General features: G+C 62.6%; 22 protein-coding genes. 8 read left to right on the top strand and 14 right to left on the bottom strand.

All coding sequences use genetic code 11. The annotated features are described in order from the left end of the window. The first annotated feature begins 11 nt into the window (after positions 1 to 11). A complete protein-coding gene (locus IGS55_RS06825; protein WP_230515608.1) occupies positions 12 to 3,854 on the top strand; it encodes an NAD(P)-binding protein in 3,843 nt (1,280 codons plus the stop codon). A 391-nt stretch (positions 3,855 to 4,245) separates the two neighbouring features. Here IGS55_RS06825 and IGS55_RS06820 read toward each other — a convergent pair whose 3' ends face one another. After that, positions 4,246 to 4,788: a hypothetical protein gene (locus IGS55_RS06820; protein WP_230515607.1), complete on the bottom strand. Its 543-nt coding sequence runs from the start codon at positions 4,786 to 4,788 to the stop codon at positions 4,246 to 4,248. Positions 4,789 to 5,067: 279 nt separating this feature from the next. Here IGS55_RS06820 and IGS55_RS06815 point away from each other — a divergent pair, with 279 nt between their 5' ends. Next, positions 5,068 to 5,367 carry a hypothetical protein gene (locus tag IGS55_RS06815; protein WP_230515606.1) on the top strand — a complete coding sequence of 100 codons (300 nt, stop codon included), beginning with the start codon at positions 5,068 to 5,070 and terminating at the stop codon, positions 5,365 to 5,367. Here IGS55_RS06815 and IGS55_RS06810 read toward each other — a convergent pair whose 3' ends face one another. The 5 genes from IGS55_RS06810 to IGS55_RS06790 all read right to left on the bottom strand — a co-directional run bounded on the left by IGS55_RS06810 (position 5,368) and on the right by IGS55_RS06790 (position 9,137). Further along, complete coding sequence (locus IGS55_RS06810; protein WP_230515605.1) at positions 5,368 to 5,781, bottom strand: VanZ family protein; 414 nt, start codon at positions 5,779 to 5,781, stop codon at positions 5,368 to 5,370. 542 nt (positions 5,782 to 6,323) lie between these two features. Then, positions 6,324 to 7,088, bottom strand: coding sequence for an SDR family NAD(P)-dependent oxidoreductase (locus tag IGS55_RS06805; protein ID WP_230515604.1), 765 nt, complete (start codon positions 7,086 to 7,088; stop codon positions 6,324 to 6,326). An 84-nt stretch (positions 7,089 to 7,172) separates the two neighbouring features. After that, complete coding sequence (locus tag IGS55_RS06800) at positions 7,173 to 7,694, bottom strand: TPM domain-containing protein (protein ID WP_230515603.1); 522 nt, start codon at positions 7,692 to 7,694, stop codon at positions 7,173 to 7,175. Then, positions 7,694 to 8,521: a TPM domain-containing protein gene (locus IGS55_RS06795; protein ID WP_230515602.1), complete on the bottom strand. Its 828-nt coding sequence runs from the start codon at positions 8,519 to 8,521 to the stop codon at positions 7,694 to 7,696. The genes IGS55_RS06800 and IGS55_RS06795 overlap by 1 nt, the downstream gene beginning before the upstream one ends. Position 8,522: 1 nt before the next feature. Further along, positions 8,523 to 9,137: a LemA family protein gene (locus IGS55_RS06790; RefSeq protein ID WP_128140371.1), complete on the bottom strand. Its 615-nt coding sequence runs from the start codon at positions 9,135 to 9,137 to the stop codon at positions 8,523 to 8,525. Between the two features lie 157 nt (positions 9,138 to 9,294). On the opposite strand from IGS55_RS06790, the gene pyrF reads away from it, so the two are divergent. Next, positions 9,295 to 10,119: an orotidine-5'-phosphate decarboxylase gene (pyrF, locus tag IGS55_RS06785; protein WP_230515601.1), complete on the top strand. Its 825-nt coding sequence runs from the start codon at positions 9,295 to 9,297 to the stop codon at positions 10,117 to 10,119. 132 nt (positions 10,120 to 10,251) lie between these two features. Here the strand turns inward: pyrF and sbcB are convergent, their stop codons facing one another. After that, a complete protein-coding gene (gene sbcB, locus IGS55_RS06780; protein ID WP_230515600.1) occupies positions 10,252 to 11,700 on the bottom strand; it encodes an exodeoxyribonuclease I in 1,449 nt (482 codons plus the stop codon). A 153-nt stretch (positions 11,701 to 11,853) separates the two neighbouring features. Between sbcB and IGS55_RS06775 the strand changes: the two genes are divergently transcribed. Beyond that, the gene (locus IGS55_RS06775; protein ID WP_230515599.1) at positions 11,854 to 12,483 is read left to right on the top strand and encodes a DUF5610 domain-containing protein; all 630 of its coding nucleotides are present in this window, start codon (positions 11,854 to 11,856) and stop codon (positions 12,481 to 12,483) included. Between the two features lies 1 nt (position 12,484). Here IGS55_RS06775 and IGS55_RS06770 read toward each other — a convergent pair whose 3' ends face one another. The 5 genes from IGS55_RS06770 to IGS55_RS06750 form a co-directional block, all read right to left on the bottom strand. Next, complete coding sequence (locus IGS55_RS06770; RefSeq protein WP_230515598.1) at positions 12,485 to 13,450, bottom strand: GGDEF domain-containing protein; 966 nt, start codon at positions 13,448 to 13,450, stop codon at positions 12,485 to 12,487. 261 nt (positions 13,451 to 13,711) lie between these two features. Next, complete coding sequence (locus IGS55_RS06765) at positions 13,712 to 14,089, bottom strand: HPF/RaiA family ribosome-associated protein (RefSeq protein WP_034781728.1); 378 nt, start codon at positions 14,087 to 14,089, stop codon at positions 13,712 to 13,714. A 201-nt stretch (positions 14,090 to 14,290) separates the two neighbouring features. Then, entirely contained in the window at positions 14,291 to 14,956 is a 666-nt protein-coding gene (locus IGS55_RS06760) for a DUF1345 domain-containing protein (RefSeq protein WP_230515597.1), read from the bottom strand. A gap of 38 nt (positions 14,957 to 14,994) precedes the next feature. After that, complete coding sequence (locus IGS55_RS06755; RefSeq protein ID WP_230515596.1) at positions 14,995 to 16,245, bottom strand: MFS transporter; 1,251 nt, start codon at positions 16,243 to 16,245, stop codon at positions 14,995 to 14,997. Positions 16,246 to 16,323: 78 nt separating this feature from the next. Continuing rightward, a complete protein-coding gene (locus IGS55_RS06750) occupies positions 16,324 to 17,349 on the bottom strand; it encodes a CDP-6-deoxy-delta-3,4-glucoseen reductase (protein ID WP_230515595.1) in 1,026 nt (341 codons plus the stop codon). Between the two features lie 12 nt (positions 17,350 to 17,361). Between IGS55_RS06750 and IGS55_RS06745 the strand changes: the two genes are divergently transcribed. The 4 genes from IGS55_RS06745 (at position 17,362) to IGS55_RS06730 (ending at position 19,562) form a co-directional block, all read left to right on the top strand. Then, positions 17,362 to 18,279 carry an SDR family oxidoreductase gene (locus IGS55_RS06745; protein WP_230515594.1) on the top strand — a complete coding sequence of 306 codons (918 nt, stop codon included), beginning with the start codon at positions 17,362 to 17,364 and terminating at the stop codon, positions 18,277 to 18,279. 83 nt (positions 18,280 to 18,362) lie between these two features. Beyond that, positions 18,363 to 18,623 (top strand): hypothetical protein, encoded by a 261-nt coding sequence (locus IGS55_RS06740; protein WP_128140363.1) that lies wholly within the window; start codon positions 18,363 to 18,365, stop codon positions 18,621 to 18,623. Positions 18,624 to 18,810: 187 nt separating this feature from the next. Next, positions 18,811 to 19,080, top strand: coding sequence for a hypothetical protein (locus IGS55_RS06735; protein ID WP_230515593.1), 270 nt, complete (start codon positions 18,811 to 18,813; stop codon positions 19,078 to 19,080). Between the two features lie 242 nt (positions 19,081 to 19,322). Then, positions 19,323 to 19,562: a hypothetical protein gene (locus IGS55_RS06730; RefSeq protein WP_029496207.1), complete on the top strand. Its 240-nt coding sequence runs from the start codon at positions 19,323 to 19,325 to the stop codon at positions 19,560 to 19,562. Positions 19,563 to 19,649: 87 nt separating this feature from the next. On the opposite strand, the gene IGS55_RS06725 is transcribed toward IGS55_RS06730, so the two are convergent. Together IGS55_RS06725 and IGS55_RS06720 are read right to left on the bottom strand one after the other, a co-directional pair. Further along, positions 19,650 to 20,363, bottom strand: a complete 714-nt coding sequence (locus IGS55_RS06725; RefSeq protein ID WP_230515592.1) for a glycine-rich domain-containing protein — start codon at positions 20,361 to 20,363, stop codon at positions 19,650 to 19,652. Positions 20,364 to 20,550: 187 nt separating this feature from the next. Beyond that, positions 20,551 to 22,398 carry a CHASE domain-containing protein gene (locus tag IGS55_RS06720; RefSeq protein WP_230515591.1) on the bottom strand — a complete coding sequence of 616 codons (1,848 nt, stop codon included), beginning with the start codon at positions 22,396 to 22,398 and terminating at the stop codon, positions 20,551 to 20,553. Positions 22,399 to 22,544: the final 146 nt, after the last annotated feature.

Raw genomic sequence — 22,544 nt, 5'->3', positions numbered from 1 at the left:
GAGGAGCAGGCATGGCCGATACCGATGGCGCGGCAGCGCCGTTCCTGACTTACTGGCAGGGGGGCTACGAAGGCGCCGACCACGTCACCCATGGCGGCCAGGCGCTGGACATGAACCGCGTCACGGGCCACCTGGATCGGGTGCGCGAAGACTATCTGCTGCTGCGCCAGTTCGGCATCCGCAGCGTGCGCGAAAGCATAGGCTGGCGCCTGGCCGAGCGCGATGGCCAGTTCGATTTTTCCTTCATCGAGGAGCGCGCCGCCGTGGCGCAGGAGCTGGGACTGCAGATCAACTGGACCTTCTGCCACTACGGCTGGCCGCCCGAACTCGACCTGTTTTCACCGGACTTCGTGCCGCGCTTTGCCCGTTATTGCCGGGCGGCAGCGCAGTTTCTCGCGCCGTATGCGGGTCGCGCGCCCATGTATTCGCCCGTCAATGAAATCTCGTTTACCAGCTGGGGCTTGTCGGTGCACATGTTCCAGTGCCTGAACATGTACCGGCCCGATGCGGGCCACGAAGGCAAGCGGCAGCTGGTGCGCGCCACCGTGGCCGGCTGCGACGCCATCCGCGCCGTCAGTCCGCAGGCGCGCTTCCTGCAATGCGATCCCCTGATCCACGTGACCGCGCCGCCCGGACGCACGGACTGGGTTGCGCAGGCGGCCGCCTGGCGCGCCTCGCAGTTCGAGGCGTGGGACATGCTGTGTGGCCGGCAAGCGCCGGAACTGGGCGGCGCGCCGCGCTACCTGGACTTGATCGGCCTGAACTATTACCACAGCAACCAGTGGGAAAGCGGCAGCAATTTGCGCCTGTGGTGGCACCTGGGCGAACCGCGCCGCATGCCCCTGCACCAGCTGCTGCTGGAAGTGCAGGCGCGCTATCAGCGGCCGCTGCTGCTGGCGGAAACGAGCCACGTGGGCAGCGGGCGCGGCGCCTGGATACGCGACGTGGCCGTCGAGGCGGCGCTGGCCGTCCAGCATGGCGCCGAGCTGCGCGGCGTCTGCATCTATCCCATCATCGACCGGCCCGACTGGGACGATGCCAGCCACTGGCACCGCAGCGGCCTGTGGGATGTCGGCCTGGAAGGCGAGGGGGGAGAGCGGCTGCGGCGCATCCTCGTGCCCCCTTACGCGGCGGCACTACGGCAGGCACAGCGCCTGACCGGACAACTTTGTTCAACGTTTGCCCTGGCGGGGCAGAAAGGAACTGGCATGCGAACCATCATCGTTTTTTCCCATTTACGCTGGAATTTCGTGTATCAGCGTCCGCAACAGCTGCTGTCGCGGCTGGCGCAGTTCTACCGCGTGGTCTTCGTCGAGGAACCTGTCTGGCACGACGGGCCAGGTACCTTGGAACTGTCCACGCCAGCGCCGAACGTGACCGTATGCCAGCCCCGCACGGCCGTGCAGGCGCCCGGTTTTCACGACGACCAGCTGGCCGTGCTGCAACCCTTGCTGAGCCAGATCACGCCAGCCGACGATCCCATCGTGTGGTTCTATACGCCGATGGCGCTGCCGCTGCTGCCGGCCTTGCACGCGGATCTGGTCGTGTATGACTGCATGGATGAACTGGCCGCATTCAAGAGTGCGCCTCGGCAACTGCTGCAGCGCGAAACGGCCTTGCTGGCGCGCGCCGACCTCGTGTTTGCCGGCGGCCCCAGCCTGTTCGAGGCGAAGCGCACGCGCCACGCGAACGTCCATTGCTTCGCCAGCAGCGTCGATACCGTGCACTTCGAACAGGCGCTGGACCGCCACAATGGCCATCCCGCGCAAGCGGAGATCGGCCGGCCCAGGCTCGGCTATTACGGCGTGATCGACGAGCGTTTCGAGCCTGCCCTGGTGGCGGCGCTGGCCGACGCCCATCCCGAGTGGCAAATCGTGCTGGTCGGCCCCATCCTCAAGATCGACCCGGCCAGCTTGCCGCAGCGGCAGAATATCCATTACCTGGGCCAGCAGCCGTACCAGGCGTTGCCGCACTTCCTGGCCGGCTGGGACGTGTGCCTGCTGCCCTTCGCCAGAAATGAAGCGACCCGTTTCATCAGTCCGACCAAAGTGCTCGAATACATGGCGGCGCAGCTGCCCATCGTCAGCACGTCGATCACCGATGTGGCCGTGCCGTATGGCGACATCGTGGCCATTGCCGATACGCCGGAAGCCTTTGTTGCCGCTTGCGAGGCGGCGCTGGCCGCAACGCCGGAACAGCGTGCGGCGATGGCCGCCAGCATGCGCGCCATCGCCGAGGCTACCTCCTGGGATGCCACGGTGGAGCAGATGCGCACCTTGCTCGACACGACGCCGCCGGGACAGGGCGCACGCCAGGCGGTGCCCGCCGCCGGCAGGGCACAGGCCGCCACACCGGGCGCCGGCGTCAACCTCCTGCATCCCCCCGGTGCGCCGCAAGCCGTGGCCTGCGCCATCATCGGCGCCGGCCCGACGGGCCTGAGCGCCGCCTATCACCTGGGCGCCGATACCTTGCTGCTGGATAAAAATGCCGCCGTGGGCGGCTGGTGCCGCTCCATCCAGGACCGGGGTTTTACCTTCGATCACGCTGGCCACATCATGTTTTCCAACGATGACTATGTGCTCGATATGTACCGGACCTTGCTGGGCGCCAACCTGCACTGGCAAAACCGCGAAGCCTGGGTCTACAGCAAGCAGGTCTATACGCGCTATCCTTTCCAGGGAGCGTTGTACGGCCTGCCGCCGGCCGTCATCAAGGAATGCATCATCGGCGCCGTCGAGGCGCGCTACGGCAACGCGCCGACGGCCCCGGGCCATGCGGCGGCTGCGGCTTGCGCCGTGGAAGACTGCTGCGCCGACGGCGGCACGGGGCTGGAACAGGTGCACGATGCCGTGGCGGCGCCGGCCCAAGCCCAAGCCCAAGCCCAAGCCCAGACCGCGCCCAATTTCGAGCAATTCATCCATCAAGTGTGGGGCAGCGGGATCGCCCGCCATTTCGCCATTCCCTACAACAAGAAATTGTGGACCGTTCCCCTATCCGAGATGGAAACGTCGTGGCTGGGCGGGCGGGTGCCCTTGCCGAACCTGGAAGAAATCATCGAGGGCGCGCTGGAACCGGTGGCCAAGCCGATGGGCCCGAATGCGCGCTTCGGCTATCCCTTGCGCGGTGGCTTCCAGGCATTGATGTCGGGTTTCCTGCCGCACCTGCAAGGCAAACTGGAGCTTAATGCCGATGTGGTGCAGGTCTTGCCGCGCCAGCACGTGGTCGTGCTGGGTGATGGCCGCCGCTTCCGCTACCAGCACTTGCTCAGCACCATGCCCCTGCCGCAGCTGGTGCGCCTGATCGGCGAGCAGGCGCCGCCGCAGGTACAGGCGGCGGCGCGCGCCTTGCGGCATATTTCCGTGCGCTGCGTCAACCTGGGTGTGGCGCGCGAAAACATCAGCGAGAAACACTGGATTTACTATCCGGAAGAGACGATATTCCACCGTATCTTCCTGCAAGGTAATGCCAGCCCCCATTGCAATGCGCCGGGCGGTTTCGGCCTCACGTGCGAGATCAGTTATTCGCCCTGGAAACCGCTGCCGCTCGATGGACAGGCCCTGATTGACCGCTGCGTGGCCGATTGCATCGCGGTGGGCTTGCTGCGCGACGATGACCGCCTGCTGGCCGCCAACCAGGTGGACATGCCCTACGCCTATGTGGTGTACGACCACGCGCGGGCCGCCAACGTGGCGCTGGTGAAGGCATGGCTTTCCACGCAGGATATCGTGCTGGCGGGACGTTACAGCGAGTGGGAATACTACAATTCCGACCACGCCTTCCTGGCCGGGAAAAAAGCGGCGGAACTGCTCACCGGGCTGGCGGCAAGCCAGCGCAAGATGGGCATGGTGGAGTAGGTGCTTGTGCCGGGAGCACAGGAATGGCGCTCCCGGCGTGGATTCTGCAAGGAAGTCGGCAAGAGGCAGGCGGCAAGCGAGGCAAGAGGCAAGAGGCAAGGAACTGCTTAAGATCATGGCACGTGAAGGCATGGCAAGGCAGAAGGCATAGCAAGCTGCAGGGCTTAGCTAGCAGGAGAGATGGCAAGGCCAAGGTAAGGAAAAGGCAAGACAAAACAAGGCAGGCAAGCAAGATGCCTGTCTTTGCCTGTCTTGCCATACCTCGCAGCATACCTCGCAGACCTGACTGCAGTGAATGTACCTGGCCACTGGCGTTCAGTACCCCGAACGCCAGTGACCAGGCGTAATCAGTGCATGCCGCGTTGATCCCCTGCGCTGATCCCGGATAACGTCAATAGCGCTGCAGCAAGCCGTTGACTACCTTGACCCTATCGCCGATCTGGTAGCTGGGCTGGGAGTTTTGCATGATGGCCCGCGTGCTGCCGTCGTCCAGGCGCAGGGTGACCCGGTACTGCGTGTTGCCCGAGGTGGTGCCCGCCGTGCCGGAACTGCCCGATTGCATGTCGCTGCTGCCCTGATCCATGCCGCGCGGTACCGGCTCGATCGATTGCACTGTGGCGGAGGCGATGCTCACACCGGTCTGGCTGCCGTCCATGTTCATGGGATTGTTGGCCGTGGAGGTGCGCGCGTCGGCGCTGCCGGTGCCTGCGGTGCCGCTGCTACCCGTGCTGGTGTCGCTCATGGTGCTGCTGGTGCTACCGGTGCCACTGCTGGTGCTGCTGCCGGCCGCAGTGCTGCCCGTCCCGGCCGTATTGCTGTAGCTTTCACCGCTGCGGCCGTTCGTGCTGCTCATGCTGGTGCGGTTCGGATCCGAACTGCAGGCGGCCAGCGTACACAGCAGGCCAGCCAGCGCCATGGTTTTTTTTACTCTCATCTTGTTCTCCTCTTGGTCTGACAAAGTGTTAACCCGGTTTCCAGGGGGGGGGCGGAGGTCAGCGTCAATGGCGCATGCCAGGCATGGCCGCAACTGCTGCTAGTAAGAGAGCAGGAGGGCTGAGATGTTCGGTACTTGTTATTTCACATTGAGGTACATCAAGTGCTTCAATTGTCGAGCTTGGTATAAAAGACATTCTTGCGCAGGGCGGGCACGGCGTTCGCGCATTCCCTTGTTCCCCCATTGCCTTGTTCCCCGTTGCTTATCTCAGGAGAATAAATGTCTGCCGATTCCCATAGCGTCAAGCTGATCAATGAGCTGGTGATTGCCGTGTACGGCGCCCCGGGCGCAGCGAACGGGGCGCGCGCCCGCTATGCGCTGACCCAGGCCCTGCATGCCTTGACGAGGCTGTCACGGTCGGAACAGTTGATGGAGATGCAGCGCGATGCGACGCGTGCGGCGGGAGCGGCCAGCCGGCGCGAGATGCGCACGGTGCTGCGCCGCATCGCCGGCCGGGCGGCAGCGGGCCAGGGCCAGTTGCCGCTGGCGCTCGGCGCCGGCGATGACGCCGCGCCGTGATCAGCCCTGCTGTTTTTTCAGCGCGGCGGCGGCCATGCCGGGCCAGATGAAAGCCAGTGGCAGCACCACAGCCACGGCGGCCGTGATATCGACCACCCAGTCGCTGACGGCGCCACGGCGGTACGGCAGGAAACTCTGGATGAATTCGTCCAGCGCGCCCATGGCCGCCACCATCAGTACCGACAGCAGCGCCCGGCGCGCCATGCCGCCGGCCGTGCCGCTGAACAGGATCAGTGCCAGCACGCCATAGCCGAAGGAATGCAGCACGCCGCCCGACGCATATTGGCCCACGTCCGCGCGCACGCCGGGGATGTCGCCGATCAGGATCACCAGGGCATACAGCACTAGCGCGGTGCGGTAGCGCAAGCGTTCATAGCGGTCGGAAAAACAGAGTTCGAGCAAGGGTGCGGCCATGATGCCTGAGGACGGTTGGAAAGGCAGTCACAATATCATGTGCGTGGCGGACCACCGTGTTTTTGCGCAAGAGCTTGCTGTGCGGGCAAAAAAAGGCCCGCGGGGGCGCGGGCCAAAAACCCAAATGAAATGGGTCAAGAGTTGAGAGTTGCTCGGTACTCACCATCTCGCGCGCCTTGCCAGCGCCCGCCATGGTCATGAAAGGGGAGTGGTGTGCCATCGCGGCACACCTGTCTGTAGTCAGGCATATCGGTTGCCTGTACAGCAGATGAAGCAAGTATAGGTGGCGAAAATGACGGGCTGATGACACGCCGCAACATTTTTTTGCGGCAGGCAGAATGACCGGGAAGATTGTTCTTCATGGCAAGAAAGGCCATGTTTCAGGACTGATAGCAAAAAAAAAGCCCGCTGGTGAAAGCGGGCTTAAAACTATTTTCTTGGAGGAGAATAGTGGAGACAGGTGCATTATGCTGCGTCGCACGATATGTGTCTAATGATCTTTTTAGATATGCATTATTCTTTTTTTATATAACTCGCTTGCGTCACTCTTTCACGGCCACCGTGTAGTTGAGCGCCATGCGTCCGCCATCGACATAGATGGTCTGGCCCGTCATGTAGGTGGCGTCGTCGCTGGCCAGGAAGGCGGCGATGCCGGCCACTTCTTCCGGTTCGCCGCAGCGGCCCAGCGGCGTGCGCGACAATATCGTGTGGCGCGCCTCCGGGCTCGACAGCACCGCTTGCTTGGCCAGTTCCGTCAGGATGGTGCCCGGTCCGATGCCGTTCACGCGTACGCCGTGCGGGGCCAGGTTCAGGGCCATGACCTTGGTCAGCTGGTTGATGGCGCCTTTCGACACCACGTATGGCACCTGGTTCGGGATCGCCAGTTCCGCATTCACGCTGGACATATTGATGATGCAGCCGCTGTTGCGTTTGACCATCTCGCGCGCCACGGCCTGGCCGCACAGGAACATCGATTTCAGGTTGATGCGCATGACCCGGTCGAAATCGTCTTCGCACACGTCGAGGAAATCGGCCGCGTGCGTGACGCCCGCATTGTTGACGAGGATATCGATGTGGCCGAACCGGGCCAACGTTTCCTTCAGCATGGCATCGACGTCCGCCTTCTGGCTGACGTCGGCGCAAAAGAAGCGCGCCTGCGGACCGAGGGCCGCGGCCGCCTGCGCGCCTTCTTCCTTGATGTCGACCAGCATCACTTGCGCCCCTTCGGCGATCAGGCGGGTGGCGCAAGCCAGGCCGATGCCTTGCGTGGCGCCCGTGACGATGGCGGTTTTATTGATCAGTTTCATGTGTGCTCCTCGGCGAGTAATAGGGGTGCTGCCCAGGCCACGGGCTTGCGCGGCAATGGGCAGATTTTAATCCCTGGGCAGGAATCAGAGGAGGATAGGTTCGTTGGGCAACTGGTTGCCGCGCGTACCGTCAGCGGGGAAGTGGCTTTGCAGCAAGGTATTCAACTGCTGCAAGGCATCAAGCGTGCTGTCGTGGTAATTGCCGTCCTTGAAACCCTTGGTCATGGTGCGGCACACGGCTTGCCACTGTTCCGGCGTGATGCGGCGGCCCACGTTTCGGTCGGCAACGATATCGACCTGGTGTTCGGCCAGATTGATATAGATCAGCACGCCAACGTTGTCTTCCGTATCCCACACGCCATACTGGGCGAACAGTTCGCGCGCCCGCTCGCGGTTGCTCACGCCCTGGTAGGCCATGCCTGGCGTCAGGGCCGCTTCGACGATCAGGCGCACTTCCGCCCGGTGCATCGTTTCACCGTCGGCGATGGCCGTCTCGATGGCTTTCAAGGTGCGCTCCGGAAACGCCTGGCGCGCCGTCGCGGGCGTGCCCCGCAAATGTTTCAAGGCGCGTCTGCAGCGCTGTCCGAATGTCAGTTGTTTCGTCATTACCAATCTCCCGAGGCGCCGCCGCCGTCAAATCCTCCGCCGCCGCCACCGAAACCACCGCCACCACCAAAACCACCACCGCCGCCGAAGCCGCCACCGCCGCCCCGGTTGTTCAGCGCCTGGCTGAGAATGCTGCCCAGCACGACGCCGGTGGCGCCGCTGGACCAGTTGCTGCCGCGCTGCAGGCGGTTAGGTCCGCCGCGCGAACGGAACAGGGTCAGCATGACGAGGAAGCCGAAGAACAGCAGCGGCAGCCAGAAGGTCATGCCGCCCGCGTCCACCGTGGCCGGCGCTTTCTGCCGGGCCGCAGCGGGGAACTGCTCCTGGTTCAGCAGGGTGGCAATCGACCCCACGCCGGCGACCAGGCCGCCGTAATAGTCGTTTTGCTTGAAATGCGGGGCGATCACGTCCTGCAGAATGCGTTTCGATTGCGCATCCGTCAGCACGCCCTGCACGCCGCGGCCCGCCTCGATGCGCAGGCGGCGCAGCGACGATGGATTGTCCTTCGCCACCATCAGCAGCACGCCGTCATCGACGCCCTTGCGGCCCAGCTTCCAGGCATCCGTCACGCGGATGCTGTATTGCTCGATGGCTTCCGGTTCCGTGCTCTTGACCAGCAGCACGGCGATCTGGCTGCCCGTCTTGGCTTCGTAATCGGCCAGCACGCCTTCCAGCGCCGCTTTCTGCTTGGCGTCCAGCATGCCGGCGTTGTCCGTCACGCGCGCCGCCAGCGGCGGCACGGGCTGCAAGCCCTGCGCGCCGGCTGGCGGCATCGTCCACAGCAGCAGCGCCGTCGCCAGCGCCGCCAGATAAGACCAGGCTGTCATCTTATTTGCCAAAGTTGACGGTCGGCGCGGTCGAGATGGCTTTTTCGTTTTCCACCGTGAACGATGGCTTGACCTTGTAGCCGAAGACCATGGCCGTCAGGTTGTTCGGGAAGCTGCGCGCATGCACGTTGTAATCCTGCACGGCGGTGATGTAACGCTGGCGCGCCACGGTGATGCGGTTTTCCGTGCCTTCGAGTTGCGACTGCAAATCGCGGAAGCTCGTGTCAGCCTTCAGGTCAGGGTATTTCTCGGACACCACCATCAGGCGCGACAGGGCCGACGACAGCTGGCCTTGTACTTGCTGGAATTTCTCGAACGCGGCCGGATCGTTCAGCACTTCGGGCGTGATCTGGAAACTGGTGGCGGCGGCGCGCGCCTTGGTCACCGCTTCCAGGGTTTCGCGTTCGTGCGTGGCATAGCCCTTGACGGTGTTGACCAGGTTGGGAATCAGGTCGGCGCGCCGCTGGTACTGGTTGACCACTTCGCCCCAGGCGGCCTTGGTGGCTTCGTCCTTGCTCTGGAATTCGTTGTAGCCGCAGCCCGTCAGGATGCCGGCCAGGACGGTGACGCTCAGGGCCAGGCGCAGCCATTTGGTGAATTGATTGATGATTTGCATGATGGGTTCCGTGCGGAGTAAAGGAGGTGAGGCAAATATACCTGAAACGGCCCGCAATGTCGGTTTAATAAGCGCCGGCCGCGGCCCCTGGCTGCCTTCCCACGTCCATGCCGCGTTACAATACGGGGTTTGCAACTGAATATAGAGAAGGTGTGCCGTGAATTTCATCAATAAATTATCCGCCGCGTGGACGGCCAATAATTCCCTGCTGTGCGTGGGCCTGGACCCGGACCTGGCGAAACTGCCGGCCGAACTGCGCGACTTGCCTGATGGAATCACCACCTTTTGCACGCGCATCATCGACGCGACGGCCGACCTGGCCTGCGCCTTCAAGCCGCAGATCGCGTATTTTGCCGCGCTGGGCGCGGAAAAGCAGCTGGAAGACATCTGCCGCTACGTGCGTGAGAATTACCCGCACATCCCGCTGATCCTCGACGCGAAACGGGGCGACATCGGCGCGACAGCCACGCAATACGCGCGCGAAGCGTTCGAGCGCTACGGCGCCGACGCCGTCACCGTGAACCCCTACATGGGTGAGGATTCGCTCGATCCCTACCTGGCGTGGAAAGACCGCGGCGTGATCATCCTGTGCCGCACCTCGAACCCGGGCGGCTCGGACCTGCAATTCCTGAATACGGACGGCGAACCGCTGTACCAGCGCGTGGCGCGTCTGGTGGCCGAAAAATGGAACAAGAACGGCCAGTGCGCGCTCGTCGTCGGCGCCACCTTCCCTGAAGAACTGGCGCAGGTGCGCGCCATCGTCGGCGACATGCCGCTGCTGGTGCCCGGCATCGGCGCCCAGGGCGGCGACATCGCCGCCACCGTCGGCGCGGGCCAGACGGCCAAGGGCATGGGCATGATGATCAGCTCGTCGCGCGCCATCATCTACGCCAAGCCGCAGGACGGCGAAGACTGGGCCGACGCAGCGCGCCGCGTGGCCATTGAAACGCGCGATGCGATCAATGCGCATCGTTCGGTATAAACATCATCCATAAAAATGTAGGTCGGGTTAGGCCAGCGGCCGTAACCCGACAACACCGGTAACGTCAACAATGTTGTCGGATTGCGCGGGCCTTCGGCCCGCTAATCCGACCTACCCGACTCGCGCCCTCTTTCAGTCGCGCATGGGCGCCACCATCTCCGCGTAATCGTACAACTCTCCCAGAATTTCCTCTCCCCGCTCATCGACCGATTCCGACAGCACGTCGATCTCCGTAAACAGCATCTCGATCGTGCGGGCGCCGCCGTCGCCGTCGAACAGGCGGGCGGCGCGGTGCTGTTCCCAGCGCAGGCTTTCCGCTTCGCTCAGGGTTTGCGGGAAATTGCGCGCGCGGTAGCGGAACAGCAGCTCCTGCAGGCGCTCGTCGGCAAACGAGGGGCGGGCCGTGGCCAGCTTGGCCGGCGTTTCGCGGCGCAAGGATTCGAGCAGGCGGCGGTCGTCGTTGCTGACAAAACCGTTATACAAATCCTCATCCACGTCCAGCGCCGCATTCGCGCCAGGGCGCTGGAACACTTCGGCCCAGATCGCGTCCATGTTCGGCGCTGTGGCGGCGAATTGCGCGTTGACCTTCGCCGCGTCCACGTCGATGCCCCATTGCGCGGCCATGGCCGGCGACAGGGTTTTCAGGTTGCCGACCAGCATGGGCGACTTATTCAGGTGCACGCTTTTCACGGGCAGGCGCGTCATGCCTTCGGGCATGGCTTCCTTGCGCGTGAACAGCCGCGTGCGGATGGTGTCGGCGTCCAGCTGGAACAGTTCGCGCGGGTCGTAGGCGCAATCCCAGACGAGGATCTCGTTCTTGTTGCTCGGGTGCGTGGCCAGTGGCCAGACGACGCCCACGCAGCCCCGCTCGGCAGGGAACATGCCCGACACGTGCAGGAAAGGCTGGCGCTCGCCGGCGGCCAGGTGCATGCCCATTTCGCTGGCGACCCGGTCCTTCTTGTGCAGCGCCAGGCAGAATTCGAACAGTTTCGGCTGTTTCTGCTTGATCAGGCGCGCCAGGGCGATGGTGGCGCGCACGTCGGACAACGCATCGTGCGCCGCTTCGTGGGCCAGGCCGTTGGCCTTGCTCAAGTGTTCCAGCTTGAAACTGGTCTGGCCATCGTCGCGTTTCGGCCATTCGATGCCTTCCGGGCGCAGCGCATGCGTCATGCGCATCACGTCGAGGATGTCCCAGCGGCCGCAATGGTTTTTCCATTCGCGCGCGTACGGGTCGATCAGGTTGCGCCAGAACAGGAAACGCGTGACTTCATCGTCGAAACGGATGGTGTTGTAGCCCACGCCGATGGTGCCCGGCTCCGAAAAGGCCGCTTCGATGGTGGCGGCGAACTGGTGTTCGGGCACGCCCAGCTGCAGACACTGCTGTGGCGTGATGCCCGTGATCAGGCACGATTGCGGGTCGGGCAGGAAATCATTGGCAGGCTGGCAATACAGCATGATCGGCTCGCCGATCTCGTTGAGCTCGGCATCCGTGCGGATGGCGGCGAACTGGGCCGGGCGGTCGCGGCGCGGCTGGGCGCCAAAGGTTTCGTAGTCGTGCCAAAGAAAGGTCTGGTTAGTCATTGATGGTCATTACTTGGTTGCTTGATTGGTTATCCGGGCCGTAAACGCGCCGCTGCTACAGTTTTCTGAAAACCTGCCGATACTACACGAGAGGATGGTCATCATCGCGTTTCCCGCATGGTGGCATACATTGCCCGTTCAAGGAGGTCTATCGTGTCAATTCCCATCGCCGCAGGCGGCAATTCCACCCCTTCCGTGACTTCCGTCAGTACGGGCGTTGCCGGCAAGGACGATAAAGTCCAACAAAAGGATGGCGTCAACGCTGAAATGAGCGTGAACGACCGCACGAAGCTGCAACTGAACGCGTCCATCATGCAGGCTTCGCTGAACGTGTCCATCGGTTCCGAGAACGAGCCGCTGGCGCTGCTGTACAAGACGGCCATCACGAATATCAATGAAGCGCTGAAGGGCCAGTACGGCGAGGATGCGATCCAGAACGCGGCCTCGCAGGACAATAGCGCCGAAGCGACGGCGAGCCGCATCGTCTCGCTGTCGACGGGTTTTTTTGACGCCTTCAAGAAACAGAATCCGGACATGGACGACGATACGGCCCTGAGCAAGTTCATGGATACCATCAGCGGCGGCATGGAAAAAGGCTTCAAGGAAGCACGCGATATCCTGGAAGGCTTGAAAGTGCTGGGTGGCGATATCGCCGGCAATATCGACAAGACGTATGAACTGGTGCAGAAGGGCTACGCGGATTTCATCGCCGCGCACAGCGGCAAGAAGGATGAGGCCGCCAAGCCGGATGCGACCAAGCCTGCCGACGGCAAGGCTGCCTGAGCTACAGCATGACCCGGTTGCGCCCGTTGGCCTTGGCCCTGTAAAGGGCCGCGTCCGCTGAGGCGATCAGCGCATGGTCGTCCTGTTCGGCCGCCAGGCTGGACACGCCGAAGGAGCCCGTGATGTGCGGCAGCGCGCTGCGCATGTCGGCGAAGATGACGGCTTGCTGCATCCGTTCGCACAGGCGTTCGGCCACCCGCAGAGCCACGTGTTCGTTGGTATCGGGCAAGATCACCATCATTTCCTCGCCACCATAGCGTACGGCAAAATCCGTCGGCCGCAGGGCCGCGCCCAGCACTTGCGCGGCGATGCGCAGCGCCTGGTCGCCCGCCTGGTGGCCGTGCGTGTCGTTGAAACGCTTGAAATGGTCGAGATCTATCATCACCAGCGACAGCGGCGAGCCACTGGCGTGGGCCGTGACGATCATGTTCGGCAGTAAATCCGTCAGCCAGGCGCGGTTGTACAAGCCCGTCAGGCTGTCGACCATCGACAGCTGGCGGTAGAATTCGCCCAGTTTCTGGCGGCGGCGCAGCAGGGCATTGGCGGCGCGGATGCGGAAGGACAGCAGCCGCAGCAGGTTGCGCGCCAGGCCGTTCGATTGCTCGATCAATTCCCAGACGACGGCCGCGTCGATCACCAGCAAGTCGGTTTCTTCCAGGGCGGAAATGGCGGCCAGATTGCTCGCTTCATCGAGCACCGATTGTTCGCCCACGCTTTCGCCGGGCAAGACCTTGCTGACGGTGCCGTCATCCATGCCCGTGTGGATGTCGGCGGCCACGGCCAGCGAACCGCGCAGGACGATGTACAGGCAGGTGCCTTGTGTGTCGGCAATGGCTTCGCCCGCTTCGAGGCGCATGACGGGGCAGGGCGCCAGCATGGCGGCCGTCTGGCTATCCGCCCCATCGCGAAATAACTGTAAATCGCCGATGTTGCAGCCTGAAGCGCCGAAGTTGCCGATCTGTTCCACAATCACACTTTCAAAAAGCCGGCGCGCGCGAGCAGGGGGCCGGTAGCTTCATGATAGCGTAAAGCGGCCTTGGCTGTAACGGCAAAGGCTTGCTTGATGTCACTTACTGTGAGAAATACGACAATTATTTCATTAGCGTGTTAATACGCCGGAATGCTTGCTTTTTTATTATTGATATTGTCGCGCAGGAAGACGGGTCCAGATGTGCAAAGGCAGCCTTGAACGGCTGCCTCAGTCTCTGGAAATCCTGCGGGTGGCGAGTTACTCGGCGGTTTCTTCCGCTTCGGCCGTATCGATCACGGCATTCTTGCCGGTGGCGTGGCGCTTGCTGTCTTGCAGGCGGCCCAGGGCGCTATCGATGGCGCGTTTCAGTTTGTCGGTGGCGCCGGCAACGGATTGATGCACGGTGGCGTTCTGTTCGGTCACGGCAATCGGTTGATAGCCAGCAACGCGTGCTTCCATGACGCAGCGGATATCGTCGGCGCCGCCTTTCGGGCCATTCGTATCGCTGATGTGGACTTCGATGCGGGTCAGATTGTCGCGGAAGCGGTTCAGTGCGCTTTCAAGTACGGATTGCACATGTTCGTTCAGTCCAGCGGTGTTGGCGATGGTGCTGTCGGTATGAATATTGATTTGCATATGCTTACTCCTGTCAATTCAAAAAAAACCCATCTCAGGCGTGTTGCGGCCTGGTTGCTGCCCCATGCACATGACCTCTGTGCATGGAACTTATCTTACTCCTCTTTCCAGTATTTCAAGAGGGTGCGCACGATTAAGATGAGCTTAACCCTTCAGCCAGGTCAAGTTTCCTTGTGGAATTTTTTCGGTTCGCCGTCAGCCTTATCCATTGATGAGGCCTGCCGCGATATTGATCGACAGCCCCAGCACGACCAGGTTGAAGAAAAAGCTCAGCACGGATTGTCCCAGCACGATCTGCCGCATCAGCCGCGTCTGCACGGAAACGTCCGACGTTTGCACGGCCACGGCGATGGTGAAGGCGAAATACAGAAAATCCCAGTAATCGGGGTTTTGCTCGTCGTCGGGAAACTTCAGGGGGCGCAGCGCGGGGTCGGCCTGGTAATACAGGTGGGCGTAGTGGAAGCAGAACAGGGTGCCGACGAGGAACCAGGAACCGACCAGGGTGACGATCGTCAAGCTGTAGTGCAGCGCGCGCTCGTCCGGCGCCAGGTCTTTCATCGAAGACAGCTGCGAGACGATGGCCACCAGGCTCATCACGGAAGCGACGGACAGGGCCGACAAGACTGTTGCCGCCCGTTCGTCCTGGCGCGCGGCCATGGCTTTGACCTTGTGATGGTTGGCGCGCATCATCATCCAGGCCATCGACGCCAGGTAGAACCAGACGGCCACGTTCCACGCCGTCAGCAAACGCGTCATCTGTTGCCACGCTGCGGGCAGCAGCAGGCCGGCCGCCACGCCGATGACCGTGGCCATGCTCAGGTGGGGGCGGCTGCGGATGAAGCTGCGGAACGGAAGCGTGATTTTCATGGTGCGGGTTCGTCAGTGGCGATAGCGCATCTTAGGCCTTATGCGCCTGCCGTGGTAGCCATCCTGGCGGCCGCTTCCTTCTCGTGGTGGGGGAAGCGGTCCATGCGCGACAGCACGGGGAACAGCACGGCCCAGATGCCCGTCACGGCCAGGGTGGCGGCGCCGCCGAAGAGCACGGCGCGCACGAGGCCGAACCAGCCGGCCGTCAAGCCCGACTCGAATTCGCCCAGCTCGTTCGAGGCGCCGATGAAGACGGCATTCACGGCGCTGACCCGGCCGCGGATTTCGTCGGGCGTCTCGAACTGCACCAGCAGGTGGCGGATGTAGACGCTGACCATGTCGCCGGCGCCCATCAGGAACAGCGCCGCCAGCGCCAGCGGGAAATAGCTTGTGCTGCCGAGCACCAGGGTACCCAGGCCGAAGACGGCCACGCCGCCGAACATCCACGGTCCCACGCGGCGCGTGATGGGGAAGATGGCCAGCGCGATCGAGCACAGGGCCGCGCCAGCGCCGGGCGCCGTGCGCAGCAGGCCCAGGCCGCTGGGGCCGATATGCAGCACGTCGTGCGCGAGCGCCGGCAGCAGCGCCGTGGCGCCGCCGAACAGCACGGCAAACAGGTCGAGCGAAATGGCGCCCAGCACGATGGGTTTCGACCAGACGAAGCGCAAGCCTTCGAGCAGGGTATGCCAGCTGACGGGTTCGCGCCTGACCACCTGCGGCGCCGGCGTGGTGGCGCACATCAGCAGGACGGACACGACCAGCAGCGCGGAGGAGATCAAATACACGACCTTGGGGCCGAAGTAATACAGCAAGCCGCCCAGGGTAGGCCCCAGGATGATGGCCACGTGCGAGCTCGACGAGCTGAGCGCGACGGCACGGCTGAAGTGTTGCGTGGGCACCATGTTGACGAGCACGGCTTGCGTAGCCGGCATCATGAAGGCGCGTGCGCTGCCGAACAGCACCAGCACGGCAAACACGGGCCAGACGATGGAGAGTCCGCTCAGGGTGAACGCCAGCAGGGCCAGCGCGCAAGCGAGCTGCGCCGCCAGGCACCAGGCGATGATGTTGCGGCGGTTGTAGCGGTCGGCCACATGGCCTGCCGGCAAAATCAAGACGAGGAAGGGCGCGAATTGCGCCAGGCCGATCAAGCCCAGGTCGAACAGGCTGCCCGTGATCTGGTACACCTGCCAGCCGATGGCCACGCTTTGCATCTGCACGGCCACCGTGCCCAGCACGCGGGCGGAAAGATAAAAGGCGAAGTTGCGGTGGCGCAGGATGGCGAGAGACATGAAATTTCCAGGAAACAGCGGGGTGGGGCGGGTGACGGCAGCGGATGCCGCGTCAGCAGCACCCCGCTGTCTGGATGCTTACTTGGCCAGGTCGGCTTCCGTGGTGAAGGCGTCCGCGTAGAACTCGTCGGCTGGCAGCTGGCACAGCTGCACGAAATCGCGGTTGGCCGACTCGACGACGATCGGCGCGCCGCAGGCATACACCTGATACGCGGACAGGTCGGGCAAGTCGGCGATGACGGCCTGGTGCACGAAGCCCGTGCGGCCGCTCCAGCCGTCTTCCGGCAAGGCATCCGACACGACAGGCACATAGGTGAACTGCGGCAAGTCGGCGGCCCACTGGCGGCACAGCGCATCCATGTACAGGTCGTGCGGACGGCGCGCGCCCCAGTACAGGGTGATCGGGCGCGGGGATTGCTCGTTGATCATGTGCTCGACGATGGCTTTCAACGGGGCAAAGCCCGTGCCCGAGGCCAGCAGCACGACGGGCTTGTCGGAATCTTCGCGCAGGAAGAAGGTGCCCATCGGGCCTTCGAAGCGCAGGATGTCGCGCTCTTTCATGGTGCCGAACACCTGGTCGGTGAACAGGCCACCCGGCATGTGGCGGATGTGCAAGCTGACGGGACCGCCTTCGACGGGCGCGCTGGCCATGCTGTAGCTGCGGCGCTTGTTGTCGCGCAGCATGATTTCGATATACTGTCCGGCGCGGTAGTTGAGGCGCTCGCTGGCCGGCAATTGCAGGGTCAGTACGACGACGTCGGGCGCGACTTTTTCGATGGTGGTCACGCGCGACGGCATTTTCTTGATCGGGTAGTCGCTGCTGCCCGCCACTTCGCGCGCCTGCACCACGAGGTCGCCCTGGGGCACGGCGCAGCACAGCAGCGAGTAGCCGGCTGCCGCTTCATCTTCCGTCAGGGAGCGGGTCTGGTATGGCTTATGCTGTACATTGCCGGACACAATCTTGCCCTTGCAGGAGCTGCAGGCGCCGCTCTTGCAGCTGTATGGCAGGCCGACGCCGGCGCGTATCGCCGCCGACAGGACGGTTTCGTCCGCTTCACAGCTGAATTGGTGGCCGCTGGGCTGAACAGTAATTTGAAAAGTCATACAATCCTTGAGATGAAAAATATGTTAATGCACTCTTTGCGCAAGCCGTCAGGCTTGCCGCGCCTGCTGATCCTGGGCTGTGGCGACGTCGGCATGCGCTTGCTGCCCCTGCTGCGCGCGCGCTTTCGCGTCTTTGCCGTCACCAGCCAGCCGGCGCGCCGCGCGCAGTTGCGGGAAGCCGGCGCCGTGCCCATCGTGGCCAACCTCGACGACCGCGCCAGCCTGAAACGGCTGGCGGGGCTGGCGACGATGATCGTGCACCTGGCGCCGCCCTTGTCGTCGGGCTTGCTGGACCGGCGCACGCGCAATCTGGCCGCCATTTTACCCGAGCATGCACGCATGGTGTATGTGAGCACCAGCGGCGTGTATGGCGATTGCGCTGGCGCCTGGGTCGATGAAACGCGCACGACGGCGCCGGCCAATGCGCGCGCGAAGCGGAGGGTGGACGCCGAACAGGTCTTGCGCGGCTGGGGCGTGCGCCGCGGCGCCAAGGTGGCCATCCTGCGCGTGCCCGGTATCTATGCCGACGACCGCCTGCCCTTGAAGCGCTTGCGCGAAGGCACGCCGGCCCTGGCCGCGGATGACGATGTGTACACCAACCATATCCATGCCGACGACCTGGCGCGCATCATCGAGCGGGCCCTGTGGCGCGGCAAACCGGGACGCGTGTATCACGCCAGCGATGACAGCGAACTCAAAATGGCCGAGTATTTCGATGCCGTGGCCGACACCTTCGGCCTGCCGCGCCCGCCGCGCCTGCCCCGTGCCGAGCTGCGGCAGGTGGTCACGCCGATGCTGCTGTCGTTCATGTCCGAATCGCGCCGATTGCACAATACGCGCATCAAGCGCGAGCTGGGCGTGCGCCTGCGCTACGCGCGCGTGGCCGATGCCTTGCGGCCGCTGTCCGCCGATGGCGCCGGCATCGGGTAAAATGGCCGGTTATCTGCGCACTTTGCTGGGCCGGCGCGCAGCGCGCCGTTCCCGCGCTGCGCCACTCACTTAAGGAAGACAGCATGAGCACCCTCACTTACGAAGCATACCTGGACGAGGTCACCACCGTCCTGACGGAACTGTACGACCTCGACGACGAGGCTGCCATCAAGCTGGTCGTGGCGGCGCAGGACGCCGAATTTTTCGTCCCGCACGATGCGCATGAAGAAATGCGTACCGTCGAGCAAGCCAAGAAAGATGCGGTGACCCTGTTCGAGCGCAAGCAGAACCGCCAGCAAACGCAGGAAAAACAGCAGCAGCGCGTGCGCCAGCAAAAGAAATAAGACGGAAGCAGGCCGTGGGGCAGTACGGGTTCCGGCGCAACACCGGGGCCGTGCCATTTGATGCACCGCAAACGCGCCATGGCGCGCTGGCGATATGGTGAGCAATGTCGTCACGCGTCTGGGCTCTTGTGGCGGGCTCTGCATCTACAACCAGCGTGACGTTGTTTCCCGTCAGTAGGAGCGAGCCATGCGAGCAACGAGTCACCCCAGCAAGGAGCAAGTGCGCGCTTATATGCGCCGGCGCGAACATGCGCTGCAACCCCCACCACCGCCCGATGAAATTCGCCGGCAACTGGCCTGGTGCCGCGCGGACGATTCCCCATGCACTTGCCCGCTTGCCACCCCGGCCGGCGTGGCCGCGCAAGGCTGGCATTTATCTGCAGAAATGGCCCGCCTGGGCACCCTCATGACCATAGCCTGGCTCATGCATAGCGGTGTTGCTCATCGTAAAAATTGATGACGTGCAGCAAATTTTTCCGATTTGAGTTATCCTCTAGCACATTCCAAGTGCGTCAATTCTCTTCAATTATCACAATTTTGCGCTAAGTTACGCAAAAATCAACAATAGCGTGTATTATATTGTTTGTGGCGTAAAAGCCGCATAAGTGATGGCGCTTTTTAGTGTGTTTACCCTGAATTAGTGCAGAAGAGACATTCTGTTTTTTCTTGCTCTAATACAACAAGTACGGATTTTTGATCATGTCTCTCAAACAAATTACCTCTTTGCCTACCTACAACCCGAATCGCGTCCTCGATGCGATCATCGACAAGCTGCAACTGAAAAACGATGCCGCCTTGTCGCGAGCTCTGGAAGTGGCGCCACCTGTCATCAGCAAGATTCGTCACAACACCTTGCCGATCGGCGCCACGATCCTCATCCGCATGCATGAAATCAGCGATTTCAGCATTCGTGAACTGCGCGAGTTGATGGCTGCCTAAGAGCGCCTGACAGACGGCAAACTGAGAGGTGCCGTCTGGGTAAGTCAGGCTTGCCGCGTGCGGCAGCCACATCTGTTTTCCGCTTTTCTATTGCGGGTCGCGGTTCAATACCGGACGATCGACATAGAAACGCCCCATTTCCAGGCCAGTCGAAGACGATTTGACCACCGCTGCGGTAAGTGAGGCAGGCGCGCTGGAAAATGCGGTGCTGGCAGCCCCGGTCGCGCGGCCCGAATATGCCGTCGCCTGCACGGCCGCACTGGAAAACGCCGTTTGCACGGCACGGCCCGAGTATGCCGTTGCCTGTACCGCCGCACTGGAAAATGCTGTTTGGACAGCCCGTCCTGAATACGCCGCCTGCACTGCCCGTCCCGAATACGCCGCCTGTACGGCGCGCCCCGAATACGCCGTCTCCGCGCGGATATAATCCTCCCCGAACGTTTGCTCATACAGCTGCTTCATGCGCTCGCCCACGCGATGGTGCGCCGCTTCGTCGTCTTCGCCGCGCAAGCCGATGTAGGGGAAGTGATGGAGGAAGTAACCGAACACCTGTTCGCAGTCGGCCGCATATTTCAGGGTGTCGAGAATGTGGTAGTGCCAGAAGGTATCGACGTCCATCAGCGGCGCGGTTTCTTCTTCCGGAAACTGTTTCATCAGGATCAGGAAGCGGCGGTATTCGAATTCCACCGCATTTGCCTTTTCCAGGCTCCATCCTTCGCCTGACTCCCGGTGCATCAGCTTGACCTTGATCGCGTCCAAATTCAAATCGGTAATTGCCTTGAAACTGTCGTTCGTATCCATGAATGTCCTTTTGTAAAGAGCGTTGTGGGAAATACGGTGAAACAAGGGAAAGCGGTGGGATGTACTCCTGGCAAATGGTCGAGGAATGCCTGGCCCATGGCGGGCGGGCGCGGAATTGTTCTACATCAATATTGCATCTAATTACGAAATATGCAAGCTGAGCTTGCTCCATGCGGACGCGCGCCCGTCAACTGCTGGCCCGGCTTTCTTCCTGGTAGGGAAACGCGGTGGCGTCCGCGCCCAGCGGTACGCTGACGTGCACGCTCATGCCGGCGCCGGGGCTGCTTTCGATGTAAAAAGTGCCGCCTAGCAATTTTATGCGCTCCTCGATGCCCACCAGGCCAAACGAGCCCAGCTTGTTGCGCCCGTCGATGGCGGCGCCCACGCCGTTGTCGCTGATGCTCATCGACACCGTATCGCGGCACTTTTCCAGCTTGACTTGCACGCGGCTGGCATGGGCATGCTGGGAAATGTTGCTGAGCGACTCTTGCAGGATGCGGAACAGGGCCGTCGCGCACTGGTCGCTGAGGCAAATGTCGTCATGGCTTTCGCTCACTTCGCAAGCGATGCCCGTGCGCTGGCGAAACTGCGCCACCTGCCATTCGACGGCCGCATTCACGCCCAGGTCCAGCACGGTAGGGCGCAAATCGTTGATGATCTGCCGCACGCTCTTGATGGTGGCGTCGATCTGCTCCAGGGTCGAGCGGGCGCGGGCGTTCAGGCGCGGGTGGCGGCGATGCGTGCGCGAGGCCAGCATGTCGGCGTCGATGCGCAGCACCAGCAGGTTCTGCCCCAGGTCGTCGTGGATTTCGCGCGCGATGCGCTTGCGCTCTTCTTCCTTGATCTGGTCGGCATGGGCCGCCAGGCGGCGCAGTTTCTGGTGCGACAGCTGCAGACGGATCTGGCTGGCGCGCAATTCTTCCGTCATGCCGTTCGCCATCTGGATGGCGCGCCGACGCGACGACGCCAGGGTGTGGAACAGCATGTATAGCAGCATGGTACTGGCAAAGCCTATCAGCAGGGCCAGCCATGGCAAAAAGACGTCGAAGCGCGTATACAGGTCGCTCTTGCGCACGCTGAACAGCGCTTGCCACACGCGGCTATTGTGTTCGATCAGCATCGTGCTGCTCAGGTAGCGGCCGGAATTGCCGGGCAACCACCATGGCGCATGCATGCCAGCCGTCGTGCTGTCGAAGATGGGGCGCATGTCGTGCGGTAAGTCTAGCGGTGCGCGCGCCTGTGGGCCGATATCGAACAGGGTCAGGCGGACGTTGCGCACCGGCATGTCGGCCAGCGCGCTGCGCATCATCGTCACCAGGTCGTAGCCGATGCCGACGGAACCCTGGTACGCCTCGCGCCGCTGCTCCACCGTATCGACCGGCATGCCGGAACGGTACACGGGCAGGCGCATGGCCATGCCCGTCAATTGGGGACGGCCTTGCATCGGCACGGGCACGCCGGAATTGCTGATGTTGCCGGAATCGCGCGACTGCGCCAGCATTTCGGCGATCAGGGGGCGCGAGGCGATGTCATAGCCATATTTTTCAGGGGCGCTGGCAATCGGTTCGATATACATCAGCACGGAATAGTGCGCGCGCGGGGCGGGCGGATGGATGGCAAACGCCGGATAGCCGTCGCGCCCGGGCGGATAGTCGCGCTGCATGGCCGCTTCGAAAGCGGCGCGCTGCGTCTCGCCCAGTTCCTGGCTGTAATTGAGGTTCATCACGCCCGGATAGTTCTGTTGCAGCGCGATGTTCGCCACGTAGCGGTGGAATTGCTCGCGGCTCACGTGTTCGTTGGCATGGAACAGGCTGGCCGTGCCGCGCAGCAGGTTGGCATACGACTTGACGCGCGATTCGATGTTTTTCTGGGTATTGCGGGCCAGATTGTTGAATAGCTCGCTGGCATCGTTTTCGATCGACAGCGAGGCGGCCATATAGAACAGCAGGCCCACCATCGTCGACATCACGAAGCCGAGCAGCCACTGCGGCCTTTTTTCAGCAGATAAGGGGTGTTCGCCGGCAGTAGAAGACATCGCCATCCGCATCAGGAAGAGGAATCGGGTGCCGCCTGGGCGACGGAGGCTAGGCTGCGTTGTACAAGCACTATTAAAATTGTAAATTGCTCAATAGCTGCCTAATATACAAAATTATCGTTATTATAGTCAACAAGCAATATTTC

The organism is Janthinobacterium sp. EB271-G4-3-2 (genome assembly GCF_020858035.1).
Taxonomy (GTDB): Bacteria; Pseudomonadota; Gammaproteobacteria; order Burkholderiales; family Burkholderiaceae_D; genus Janthinobacterium; species Janthinobacterium aestuarii.
The sequence above is the reverse complement of the archived record's forward strand: the minus strand, read 5'-3'. Positions and strand labels throughout refer to the sequence as shown.

Bases quoted from the DNA above. Each gene is read 5' to 3' on its own strand.
- IGS55_RS06800 (WP_230515603.1), bottom strand. From the start codon at position 7,694: ATGACGAAACAACTGACATTCGGACAGCGCTGCAGACGCGCCTTGAAA.
- IGS55_RS06755 (WP_230515596.1), bottom strand. From the start codon at position 16,245: ATGTCTCTCGCCATCCTGCGCCACCGCAACTTCGCCTTTTATCTTTCC.
- IGS55_RS06735 (WP_230515593.1), top strand. From the start codon at position 18,811: ATGCGAGCAACGAGTCACCCCAGCAAGGAGCAAGTGCGCGCTTATATG.
- IGS55_RS06810 (WP_230515605.1), bottom strand. From the start codon at position 5,781: ATGGCCGCACCCTTGCTCGAACTCTGTTTTTCCGACCGCTATGAACGC.
- IGS55_RS06820 (WP_230515607.1), bottom strand. From the start codon at position 4,788: ATGAGAGTAAAAAAAACCATGGCGCTGGCTGGCCTGCTGTGTACGCTG.
- IGS55_RS06790 (WP_128140371.1), bottom strand. From the start codon at position 9,137: ATGCAAATCATCAATCAATTCACCAAATGGCTGCGCCTGGCCCTGAGC.
- IGS55_RS06765 (WP_034781728.1), bottom strand. From the start codon at position 14,089: ATGCAAATCAATATTCATACCGACAGCACCATCGCCAACACCGCTGGA.
- IGS55_RS06745 (WP_230515594.1), top strand. From the start codon at position 17,362: ATGAAAAATATGTTAATGCACTCTTTGCGCAAGCCGTCAGGCTTGCCG.
- sbcB (WP_230515600.1), bottom strand. From the start codon at position 11,700: ATGACTAACCAGACCTTTCTTTGGCACGACTACGAAACCTTTGGCGCC.
- IGS55_RS06795 (WP_230515602.1), bottom strand. From the start codon at position 8,521: ATGACAGCCTGGTCTTATCTGGCGGCGCTGGCGACGGCGCTGCTGCTG.
- IGS55_RS06750 (WP_230515595.1), bottom strand. From the start codon at position 17,349: ATGACTTTTCAAATTACTGTTCAGCCCAGCGGCCACCAATTCAGCTGT.
- IGS55_RS06740 (WP_128140363.1), top strand. From the start codon at position 18,363: ATGAGCACCCTCACTTACGAAGCATACCTGGACGAGGTCACCACCGTC.
- IGS55_RS06815 (WP_230515606.1), top strand. From the start codon at position 5,068: ATGTCTGCCGATTCCCATAGCGTCAAGCTGATCAATGAGCTGGTGATT.
- IGS55_RS06720 (WP_230515591.1), bottom strand. From the start codon at position 22,398: ATGTCTTCTACTGCCGGCGAACACCCCTTATCTGCTGAAAAAAGGCCG.
- IGS55_RS06805 (WP_230515604.1), bottom strand. From the start codon at position 7,088: ATGAAACTGATCAATAAAACCGCCATCGTCACGGGCGCCACGCAAGGC.
- IGS55_RS06760 (WP_230515597.1), bottom strand. From the start codon at position 14,956: ATGAAAATCACGCTTCCGTTCCGCAGCTTCATCCGCAGCCGCCCCCAC.
- IGS55_RS06730 (WP_029496207.1), top strand. From the start codon at position 19,323: ATGTCTCTCAAACAAATTACCTCTTTGCCTACCTACAACCCGAATCGC.
- IGS55_RS06725 (WP_230515592.1), bottom strand. From the start codon at position 20,363: ATGGATACGAACGACAGTTTCAAGGCAATTACCGATTTGAATTTGGAC.
- IGS55_RS06825 (WP_230515608.1), top strand. From the start codon at position 12: ATGGCCGATACCGATGGCGCGGCAGCGCCGTTCCTGACTTACTGGCAG.